We start from the raw sequence: 9,488 nt of genomic DNA on the forward strand, positions 1-9,488 counted from the left end.
AATTTTGTCGCAATTCATCCCTCATGTTGTCGTTTTCGCACCGGGTCTGATTCTGAAATGAATTTCATCTTTGTGTTGTCAATAAAATTCAAACTAAAACTCAAACAGCGATATGAAAAATTTACTCAAAGCCTCTCATCTTCTTAAATCAATGCTGCTAATTGCAATCATTATGTTGGAAACATCTTTATCAAACGGACAAATCAAACCATCTGCCAGTGGCTACGCACCAGTGAATGGCATTAAGGTGTATTATGAAGTATATGGAGAGGGAAGGCCTCTTATTTTACTGCATGGTGCGTTTATGACCATTAATACGAACTGGGGCCAATTGATCCCGGAGCTGGCAAAAAACAGGAAGGTGATTGCCATTGAACTGCAGGGGCATGGGCATACAGCGTATTCAGATAGAGAATTATCCCATGCTACTCTGGCCAAAGATGTGGAAGGTGTAATGGATTACCTGAAAATAGACAGTGCAGATGTGGCGGGGTATAGTTTTGGGGGCGCAGTGGCTTACAAATTTGCTATACAGAGCCCTAAACGGTTAAGAAACCTGGTAATCATTTCTGCTACTTACAAATCCAGCGGCTGGCTGCCGGTAGTAAACAATGCGTTTAAAGGAATGAAGCCTGAATTTTTTACAAACACGCCTATGAAAGCTGCCTATGACGCCGTGGCGCCTGATAAAACAAAATGGACAAAGTTCCTCGAACAGATGATTGCACGCGCTAAAGAGCCATTCGATTTTGGCGACGCCAATATTTCGAAAATAACTGCGCCTGTATTAATCATATCCGGCGACAATGACGGGCTGGACAAAATAGAGCTGATAAAAACATACCAGTTACTTGGTGGTGCGGTGGCAGCTGATATGGGGGCAATGCCAAAATCGCAGCTGGCCATTGTTCCTTCGCAGAGTCATGTTACCCTGATGATGCAGACTACGACCATTCTGAATTACCTGGATAATTTTTTGAAATAACTATAAAAAGTAAATAAAATGAGAAAGATAACTGTTTTATCGATGATTACACTGGATGGTGTTATGCAGGCGCCCGGTGGCCCCGGGGAAGATACCTCTGGCGGTTTCAAATATGGCGGCTGGACGGCCCCCTATGGTGATGAGCTTTTTGGCGAGATCATGAAAGAAGAGCTGAAACCGGCAGATTATATTTTAGGCAGAAAAACTTTTGAGATTTTTGAATCCTACTGGCCCCGGCATGCTGCCTTCTGGCCAGGCATCAATGACGGCAATAAATATGTTCTGTCGCAGACGAGGGAAAAATCAGACTGGAAAAATACCATTTTCCTTAAAAGCCCGGAAGATATCCAGGAACTCAAAAATTCAGAAGGTGGCGACATCCAGGTTTGGGGCAGTGCTAAGCTCATTCAACTGTTGCTTAAGCACGACCTGGTGGATGAGCTCCGGCTCAAAATTTACCCCTTGATTCTTGGCGAAGGAAAGAAGCTGTTTGAAAACGGCGTGATCCCGGCAGCATTTACATTAACCGGAACCCAGGTAACCACAAAAGGGGTTATTGTAGCCAGCTACAAGAGGGCAGGAGAAGTTGTAACGGGTGATGTTGACGCTTAATGATCAACAGGCGGCGCTTCAGCGCCACCTGTTGATCATTAATTTGCTATAGTGACATACAGGAGCCGGCCTCCCTCTTCATTGGAGAGGAGAATTCTTTTACCATTGCTCAGCTCTACCATGCCATTGCGGGGTATTTCCTTTTGCGCAGTCAGGTCTTTCATACCATCCAGGCTTTGATTCACCAGCACCCATTTATCCTGGTAAAAGGAGAAGTAGCCCACCGGCTTTTTATCTTCGGCTACCAGGCTTTCATTCCGGATAATTTTCCTGGAAACATGCCACTTGAACAGGTATTGATTGTGGTATACCATGAGGCGATGCCCCTCCGGTTTCCACACATCATTTTTGAATTTGTAGTAGAGGTCAATCACAGGCAATGTTCCCTTGTGCGGGGTACCGCAAAACGGGCAGGCAGGTTTGGCTGTATTGTCAAAAATGTACGACTTTTCATCACATGAGGGGTTACTGCAGGGCTGCACCAGATCCACTGTTTTGAGTAATGCGGTTTCCCATTCATTGGCAATTGGCCGCAGCATAGGATTGTGCAACCCGTCAATAAACGCTCTCCTGAACAGGTCCGACAGGTAAGGCCCCGTAATGGTATAAGGTATTTTATCCGGGTTGCCCCAAAAGGCATCCCATTTGCGCAGCTGGTCTGTTCTTACCCTGTTGGTAGGATCGGTAGGATGTTCTACAAACAGTGCTTTTTCTCCCATCGCCATCAGCTCATCTTTTTCTGCATCCAGGTCCCATATTTTACCGCCGCGCAAGGGATGTCTTCTCAGTAAATACATATAAATAAGTACGGCCAGTGCATGCAGGTCTGTCCGCTGATTAGGCAGAATGCGCCCCGGATCGCTGAGTTGGAGATGTTTGGTTTTCAGCACTTCAGGTGCAATAAAATCAGCAGTGCCAATCACTTCAGGCGGGAAGAGGCCGGGCACCACGAGGCCATCGAGATCAATAATGTTGGCTGACTTTGTAACAGGATCTACCAGCACATTGTTGTACGACAGGTCGGAGTGCGCCAGCCCCATCTGGTGCATTTTTTTAACGCCCCGGCAGATGCTGATGGCAATCTGGAAGTAACTGAGCCAATCCCCTAATTCGGATTTGTCGAGCGACAAAGGGTATTGGTTGTTCCTGAACGAAGGCGCTGTAAACCATTTTCCCACCTTTTCTCCACCCTTAATGCTGTTGTTGGCGCCATAACCTTTGGAGAAGAAAAACCTGGCGTCATAAATGGGTACTATCACACCGGTTTTTCCGTCACGCTCCACGGCGTCATAAGGCCAGCGGTAAATGTCCTGCAGGAAATAATCTGCCGCATTACCTTTTTTGATATTGTCGAGATAAAGTGTGACGATCCTTTTTATCCTGTCCTTCTGATTGAAGTCCAGCGGGGCCCTGAAGAAAGCCACCACATACTTTTTGTCCGGCGCAAAGTAAACGTCTTTAACGCCGCCCTGCTTTGGATTCCCATCATCGATGTATTCATAGGATTTTGCCGGATCTATGATAGATGTAACCTTTACTGTATGCATAGCTTTAATAAATTATGGCCAGTGTTCTGTCGTCATGATTACCCTTGCTCCAGAAGTTCAGCCACAACAGCAACTGATCCTGGATACCTTCCTCCTGCAGGAAATCTACTTTGAGCCCATCTTCATTTTGCCCGTTAAGGTCCTCCAGGAAATTTGCCCATGCGTCTTTGTCTTCCAGCTTGTTCTCCGTCACAAATTTGGGGTCGTAGATACCGTCTGTCATCAGGATCAGTTTCGAGAAATGCTCAAATTTATTGATCCCGAAACGGCTTGCCATATTGCTGTGACTAAAAATTTCGGGCATGGTCACAAACCGGGTTCCCCCTCCAAAATCGCCGATGTCCAGCATGTTGAGCAACCTGATATCACGGGGATTTTCAGTAATAATATTAACAGGACAATCTCCTACACCAAATGTCAGCACCACATAACCAAAGTTGAATTTTTTTACCAGGGCAAAAATCAATGTGGTGTTAAGATCCTTCAGCTGGATTTCTTCTTTCCCGGCAAAATCTGCAAGCGCAGTATGAAGACTTCTTACATTTTTGTAAAGGATATTGATAATGGATGATTTGATTTTTATGGTGAGATCATCGGGAGATGGGCCTGTTTCGGGATTGTTCCCTGGCGTGGCAATGGTTTCAGGGCAGAAGAAATGAACACATTGGTCACCCAGTTCTTTCAATAATAATTCATCATTAAAGCTCTCTGCAATATATTCCGTTGCGATCTTTGAGCCCTGCCGGGAAAACTTTGCGGAACCGGCTCCATCTGCCACCGCAATGATTTCCCATTCCAGTGGTAATTTACGGACGCAGAAATGATCATCCCGGAAAGTGCCTTCATGCGCATGGGACCTGCCGCGCTGGGAAGCCACTACAATGCGCTTGTCCAGGAAGGAGCCTGCATACTTGTCGCTGTCTTCTTTGGCAAACAGGTCATTCCTGTTACTGGGCTTATTCAGCCATAGATCTTTTGGATCAGCATTCACAATGAAAGGAATCACCTTGATATCTTCTACTTCATTATTTTCCTGGCTGCTGGTGAATAACACCTGCAGATCTATACTGAGCGCCGCTGTTGGTATGCCGCAGATCATTGCTGATGCCGCATCGAATGTTAAACCTGTCTTATCCAGGTTTTTGATCTCCCTGATGCTGATATTGGGGAACAGGGAAAGATCAAACCGGTATTCGTAATATTTCCGGGAAACGGCATTCGGCAGGATTACCTGGCTGTCTTTAAATTCTTCCGTTTCTTTATACATATGAAAAATGGTTAGCGCCAGTTTCCTGGCTGCAGTAATGGATTTCGCCAGCTCATTGATCTTTGCATTATGCGTTAGCCTGGCTACCGTGCTGTCGGAAAATTTATCGGGTGCGATGTTGGATTCGCTCAGCAACTGTTTTAAAAATGTTTCCACTATCATCCTGATGTACTGTTGGTTTACACTACAATAATTAATTCACCGGGTGGAGGGGGCAGCGCCATATGTTCTCCTGTGCCCTGCGACTTACCGTTCATTTCAATAGAAGAGCTCACCCACTTAAAGAAAGTGGTTAACGTATTCACGTCTGTGGTATCCAGTTTTGCTACTTCGTCAGTAAGTTCTTTCAGAAAACTAACCTCTGCTTTAGGGCCTGCGGCACAGCCAACAATAACGCCGAAGTCGAGGGCTTTTACCCTGGGAATAGCAGCGCGGTATTGTTGTAAGTCGGAAGGTTTTCCATCGGTAAATACAAACAGCAATGGCTTCCAGTCGCCTTTCCTGTCGGAAGAGCCTTTAACCAGCTCTGTGCCTGCAAGGCTGCATAGCATTTCCAGGGCTGCGCCGGTATGGGTTGGACCGCTTTCCGGGCATTTTATTTCCACCGGCTGGAAACTGGCCAGGTCTGTAAGCGGAACAATGTTTTTCACTTCCTTATCAAAAGTAATAACGCTGATGTGCAGGGAGTCCATTGCCTGCGGATCGGCCCTCAGCATACTGATAAGGCCATTGAAGCCATTGTTCAGCGCCTGTATAGGCTCGCCCTGCATTGATCCGGAAGTATCCAGGAGGAAGTAGGCTAAAAGTCTTCTGTTCATGGCTAAGCGATTACTACTAATTCTGAAGGGGGAGGAGGGAGCTGTTCCAGGCCGGTGACTTCTTTTCCTGATTCTTCTACTTTGGTGGAGGAGGTGGATACGGAAGCCGTTACCCATTGAAAGAATTTGGAAATACTTTCTGCATCAGCATTGGCCAATCGCACCACCGAGCTGGTTATTTTTTTTAGCACGGTATCATCTGCGCCATGACCTGCAGCGCAGCCTACCACCAGTCCCTTGTTTACAGACTTGAGCTTATTAAAGCCGGCCTGCCAGTTGTCGGTAGGAACCCCATCGGTCATAATGAATACCATCGGTTTCCAGTCGCCCTTCTGTTCCGGTGTTGTTTTGGCTACTTCTGTCTGCAGCTTATCCGCCAGCAGGTAAAGCGCTGCTCCCATGGAGGTTAAGCCGGAGGCTTTGATGTTCACCATCTGGAAGGAAGCCAGGTCTGTAAGCGGGACCACCTGTTTTGCATCGGAATCAAATGTGATGATGCTTACATAGGCGGTTTCAATGGCCTGCGGGTTCTGGCGCAGGGAATGGATCATCATCTGCACGCCATTCTTAACGGCTTCAATAGGCTCGCCGGTCATGGAGCCGGAGGTGTCTAACAATAGATATACGGGTAGTCTTCTCATTTTCCGGGAGTGTTTTTTATCAGGGTGTTATTTTCTTTGCGGGAGGGTGTTAATTGAATCTGTTTAAATAATCCTGCAGTCCGCCTTTCATGCCGGCGCCAACTGCTTCAAACTTCCATTCCCCGTTCTTTTTGTAGATCCTGCCAAATTCAACGGCTGTTTCAACGGAAAAATCTTCCTCCAGTTCATACTTAAGCAGCTCCTGGTTGGTGTGGGTGTCGAAGATGCGGATGAATGAATTGCGTATCTGCCCGAAGTTCTGGCTGCGGGTGGCGGCATCATGGATGGTGATGACGATGCATATTTCATTGGCGCCTGCGTCGATGCGGGAAAGGTCTACAAGGATCTGTTCGTCGTCTCCATCCCCGTTCCCGGTGAGGTTATCGCCGGTGTGCACTACTGCGTCATCCGGGGATTTCAGGTTATTATAGAAAACAAAATGCTGGTCGGACAGCAGCTTTTTATTTTCACCCAGGATAAACGCGGATGCATCCAGGTCATAAGCGCTTCCGGTGGCGGAAGTATTGGTATCCCAACCCAGGCCGATAGTGAATTTTGGCGCCTGGATATTTTCTCTTTGTCCTTTGATCAGGGTAATTGACATGACTTTTCTGATTTTTGTTTGAATGGTAATTGTTAGAATGGGGGAGCGGAGAGGTAGCGATATTGTTTATTTGGAGCCGGAAGTCCATTGCAGTCCCCAGTTGTACGCGGTGTCGCAATGACCGTGGGACGTGTGGAAGGTCACCAGTTTTCTTACGCCAATAGAATCAGCGGTAAAAAGTATTTCTGCTATGGCGCAGAATTTATTGAGGTTAGCCTGGTTTCCCATCTGTACTTCTATTTCAGGGCTTCCGGGCACTTTCACCGTAACAACGGCATTGGTTTCCTGCCATCTTGCGGCGCCATCATAAATAAAACAGTAAATGACCATACGCTTCAGATCGTGCAGGCCCAGTGGGTTAACAATAATATTTTCGCCTGATCCGGCTGCAGCCCCCCTGTCATCGCCGGTATGCCATACCCAGGGTCTACCGGTATACTGTCCCTGCCTGGTGAGCCTGTTCCTGGGGCCGCCCTGGCCCTGGGAAAACTGTAAGCCGTCGATCACATTTCTTTCCCCGTTGTTCAATTCATAGAAACAACCGAGGTCCAGGTCGATGTCGTTATTGAACATGCTGCCGAACAGGCTTTTTTTTGCGCCTTTAGACCAGTTCAGGTTGATATTGATTTCCTGTGTAATGCTGCCTGTGTTTTTGGAAAGATCGATGACATGGGTATCGCCTTTCTTTTCCAGGGTGATTTTTTGCAAGTTGATAGTCATGGTATTGTGGTTGAATGTGTAGATCAAAAGTAACCATGACGAAGGGACGGGCTTTACGGGAAACCGTAGCGCATCTCTTTTCCGCAAATATTCCCCCAATTGCCGCGAATATAAACCGCAACCATTCAAATATACATCCGCACATGGAGGAGTTGCCCCTGCCGCCTAATTTTAGACCAGATTTAAAATTTAATCACATGAAACAGTTAGAAAAATTGGTTGCCAAAAAGGTAACATCCCCGGAAACTGTGAAAGGCGGCAGGTTAGCATTGAATGCTGACTTCTCGCTTGAAGACCAGGAAAGAACCACCGAAAACTATGCTTCCTGGAATGGACAGCATTGGGTAACAGACACCCGGAATGATCCTAAAAAGTAACCCCTAACGTAAACCACAAAAAAATTAAACACTATGGACAAGTTGAAAAAACTGAACGCAAAGAAAGTTGAATCCCTGGAAGCAATTAAAGGTGGCCTCATGGCTATGCAGGCTGATTTCTCCCTTGAGGCAGGCGAGGCTGCAGGCACCACTGTTCACTCACCGACCCACTTTTCAGGTCCGGATGTTTACCTGTGCGATCACAAGCCAGACCCTAAAAAATAGCTCCTTCCGCCATTAGGACCGGAAACACAGGACTGCCGGCAATCACCGGCAGTCCTTACTACCAGTAATTAACCGAATACCATGTCTCAACAGATCCTCATATTAAGTCAGTCGCACCTGGAAGGCACTACCGATCACGTGTGCCAGTGGCTCAGCCACCTTGGCATACCCTACCTGCGGATGAATGGGGAAGACTTATTCGATATGCAACGCCTGGACGATTTGCCCGGGAACGAGGAGGTAGCGGTAGTGTGGTACCGGAGAAAGATCAGCAGCTTCCCGGTGGAATACAGTCTTAAGCAAGCCGACTTCCACACACAATATACACTGAAACGCTTCCTCATAGATGAATTTAACGGCCTTCATTCATTACTGTTTTACACCATTGACCGGCAAAAATGGTTGAATGACCCCATTACAGAAGATAGCCTGAACAAGTTGCATGTATTGGCCCTCGCCCGCAAATGCGGGATCAATACCCCTTTTACAGAAGTGGTAACCACCAGAGCCGCCATTGCACAATTGCTGGAAAGCTATCCTGAAATAATTGTAAAGCCCCTGAGTGAATGTATTTTTTTGGAAGATACTGCAGGCGGGCAATACAAGATGCTCACCAAAACCATTAACCAAACCAGCCTGCATCAGGTTCCCGAAAAATTTTTCCCTTCACTGGTACAGGAGAAGATCACCAAGAAGTTTGAGATCCGGACTTTTTACCTGGATGGTAAATGCCACTCCATGGCCATCTTCTCGCAAAATAACCGGAAAACAAAAGATGATTTCCGGAACTACGACAACCAGCGGCCCAACAGAACAGTGCCCTATCAACTGCCGGCCAGCCTGGAATCCCAATTGGATCAGCTGATGAAAGCGCTTTGTTTCCGCACAGGTTCCATTGACCTGATGGTGGATATGCAGGGAAATTATTACTTCCTTGAAATTAACCCTGAAGGCCAGTTCGGTATGGTATCTTATCCCTGCAACTATTACCTGGAAAAGAAAGTAGCACAACTGCTCAGTAAAAGTATCTCCCATGAAAAAGAAATTTACCAGTAACCTGAAAGAGAAGAAAGGGTTGCCCTTATCACTGTATTTCCTGGAGAAGAACAACGGGCAGCAAAACATGCCTATCCTCAAATTTGAAAAAGCCCCGAAAATAAAGTCCGGAGGATACGAGCTCTTTAATTTTTATAAAGTGATTTCCAAATTCTGATCATGGAATATTTTAATTTATACGCAAACTGCCAGCTTGTAAAAGGAGCCCGCATGTCGCTGCTATGCGATCTGCAGATGCGCAGATTTTATCATATCCCAAACGATACTGCCGATGTGCTCCTTTTCCTGCAACAGCATTCCATAGAAGAATGTATTGCGCATTACGGGGAAGATAACCGCGGGGCCATTACCGGCTACATCAGTTTCCTGCTCAGTAAGGAACTGGGCTTTAAGGATAGCCGGCTGTTGCCGGAGCTAACACCGCTGGACCTCAGCTGGGACCGGTACTCCGATATTACGAATGTGATTATTGAGTTTAATGAAGAGATCAATTATACCGGGGATTTTTTTAGGGAGCTGTTCGACCTGCATGTACAGGGGCTGGAGATCAGGTGCTATCATAAAACAGACCTGGGCAGGATACGTGAGTTATTGGAAGTGTTCAACGGCACTACCCTGAAGTTCATCAAACTGGTG

At 46.6% G+C, this 9,488-nt stretch carries 13 protein-coding genes; 7 read left to right on the plus strand and 6 right to left on the minus strand.

Translation table 11 applies throughout. The features are described from left to right. Positions 1-172 precede the first annotated feature (172 nt). A complete protein-coding gene (locus VIM72_RS27935) occupies positions 173-985 on the plus strand; it encodes an alpha/beta hydrolase (protein ID WP_332006098.1) in 813 nt (270 codons plus the stop codon). Between the two features lie 18 nt (positions 986-1,003). After that, positions 1,004-1,597: a dihydrofolate reductase family protein gene (locus tag VIM72_RS27940; RefSeq protein ID WP_332006099.1), complete on the plus strand. Its 594-nt coding sequence runs from the start codon at positions 1,004-1,006 to the stop codon at positions 1,595-1,597. Between the two features lie 38 nt (positions 1,598-1,635). On the opposite strand, the gene VIM72_RS27945 is transcribed toward VIM72_RS27940, so the two are convergent. The 6 genes from VIM72_RS27945 to VIM72_RS27970 all read right to left on the minus strand — a co-directional run bounded on the left by VIM72_RS27945 (position 1,636) and on the right by VIM72_RS27970 (position 7,194). Further along, positions 1,636-3,144 carry a serine/threonine-protein kinase gene (locus VIM72_RS27945; protein ID WP_332006100.1) on the minus strand — a complete coding sequence of 503 codons (1,509 nt, stop codon included), beginning with the start codon at positions 3,142-3,144 and terminating at the stop codon, positions 1,636-1,638. A gap of 4 nt (positions 3,145-3,148) precedes the next feature. Then, positions 3,149-4,573, minus strand: coding sequence for a PP2C family serine/threonine-protein phosphatase (locus VIM72_RS27950; protein ID WP_332006101.1), 1,425 nt, complete (start codon positions 4,571-4,573; stop codon positions 3,149-3,151). 17 nt (positions 4,574-4,590) lie between these two features. Continuing rightward, positions 4,591-5,229 (minus strand): vWA domain-containing protein, encoded by a 639-nt coding sequence (locus VIM72_RS27955; protein WP_332006102.1) that lies wholly within the window; start codon positions 5,227-5,229, stop codon positions 4,591-4,593. Between the two features lie 2 nt (positions 5,230-5,231). Next, positions 5,232-5,870, minus strand: coding sequence for a VWA domain-containing protein (locus VIM72_RS27960; protein ID WP_332006103.1), 639 nt, complete (start codon positions 5,868-5,870; stop codon positions 5,232-5,234). A 49-nt stretch (positions 5,871-5,919) separates the two neighbouring features. After that, positions 5,920-6,474, minus strand: a complete 555-nt coding sequence (locus VIM72_RS27965; RefSeq protein WP_332006104.1) for a TerD family protein — start codon at positions 6,472-6,474, stop codon at positions 5,920-5,922. Between the two features lie 66 nt (positions 6,475-6,540). Next, on the minus strand, positions 6,541-7,194 hold the full coding sequence (locus tag VIM72_RS27970; protein ID WP_332006105.1) for a hypothetical protein: 654 nt from the start codon (positions 7,192-7,194) through the stop codon (positions 6,541-6,543). Positions 7,195-7,391: 197 nt separating this feature from the next. On the opposite strand from VIM72_RS27970, the gene VIM72_RS27975 reads away from it, so the two are divergent. From VIM72_RS27975 to VIM72_RS27995, 5 genes are all read left to right on the plus strand, one after another. After that, positions 7,392-7,571, plus strand: coding sequence for a hypothetical protein (locus VIM72_RS27975; protein WP_332006106.1), 180 nt, complete (start codon positions 7,392-7,394; stop codon positions 7,569-7,571). A gap of 33 nt (positions 7,572-7,604) precedes the next feature. Beyond that, positions 7,605-7,796 carry a hypothetical protein gene (locus VIM72_RS27980; RefSeq protein ID WP_332006107.1) on the plus strand — a complete coding sequence of 64 codons (192 nt, stop codon included), beginning with the start codon at positions 7,605-7,607 and terminating at the stop codon, positions 7,794-7,796. A gap of 81 nt (positions 7,797-7,877) precedes the next feature. Beyond that, on the plus strand, positions 7,878-8,852 hold the full coding sequence (gwsG, locus tag VIM72_RS27985) for a grasp-with-spasm system ATP-grasp peptide maturase (RefSeq protein ID WP_332006108.1): 975 nt from the start codon (positions 7,878-7,880) through the stop codon (positions 8,850-8,852). Then, positions 8,830-9,009 carry a hypothetical protein gene (locus VIM72_RS27990; RefSeq protein ID WP_332006109.1) on the plus strand — a complete coding sequence of 60 codons (180 nt, stop codon included), beginning with the start codon at positions 8,830-8,832 and terminating at the stop codon, positions 9,007-9,009. The genes gwsG and VIM72_RS27990 overlap by 23 nt, the downstream gene beginning before the upstream one ends. Before the next feature lie 2 nt (positions 9,010-9,011). Next, positions 9,012-9,488 (plus strand): hypothetical protein (locus tag VIM72_RS27995; protein WP_332006110.1); only part of this gene is annotated, 477 nt, incomplete at its 3' end.

It is taken from the genome of Chitinophaga sp., from assembly GCF_036569185.1.
Classification (GTDB): domain Bacteria; phylum Bacteroidota; class Bacteroidia; order Chitinophagales; family Chitinophagaceae; genus Chitinophaga.

Bases quoted from the DNA above. Each gene is read 5' to 3' on its own strand.
- VIM72_RS27935 (WP_332006098.1), top strand. From the start codon at position 173: ATGTTGGAAACATCTTTATCAAACGGACAAATCAAACCATCTGCCAGT.
- VIM72_RS27940 (WP_332006099.1), top strand. From the start codon at position 1,004: ATGAGAAAGATAACTGTTTTATCGATGATTACACTGGATGGTGTTATG.
- VIM72_RS27945 (WP_332006100.1), bottom strand. From the start codon at position 3,144: ATGCATACAGTAAAGGTTACATCTATCATAGATCCGGCAAAATCCTAT.
- VIM72_RS27950 (WP_332006101.1), bottom strand. From the start codon at position 4,573: ATGATAGTGGAAACATTTTTAAAACAGTTGCTGAGCGAATCCAACATC.
- VIM72_RS27955 (WP_332006102.1), bottom strand. From the start codon at position 5,229: ATGAACAGAAGACTTTTAGCCTACTTCCTCCTGGATACTTCCGGATCA.
- VIM72_RS27960 (WP_332006103.1), bottom strand. From the start codon at position 5,870: ATGAGAAGACTACCCGTATATCTATTGTTAGACACCTCCGGCTCCATG.
- VIM72_RS27965 (WP_332006104.1), bottom strand. From the start codon at position 6,474: ATGTCAATTACCCTGATCAAAGGACAAAGAGAAAATATCCAGGCGCCA.
- VIM72_RS27970 (WP_332006105.1), bottom strand. From the start codon at position 7,194: ATGACTATCAACTTGCAAAAAATCACCCTGGAAAAGAAAGGCGATACC.
- VIM72_RS27975 (WP_332006106.1), top strand. From the start codon at position 7,392: ATGAAACAGTTAGAAAAATTGGTTGCCAAAAAGGTAACATCCCCGGAA.
- VIM72_RS27980 (WP_332006107.1), top strand. From the start codon at position 7,605: ATGGACAAGTTGAAAAAACTGAACGCAAAGAAAGTTGAATCCCTGGAA.
- gwsG (WP_332006108.1), top strand. From the start codon at position 7,878: ATGTCTCAACAGATCCTCATATTAAGTCAGTCGCACCTGGAAGGCACT.
- VIM72_RS27990 (WP_332006109.1), top strand. From the start codon at position 8,830: ATGAAAAAGAAATTTACCAGTAACCTGAAAGAGAAGAAAGGGTTGCCC.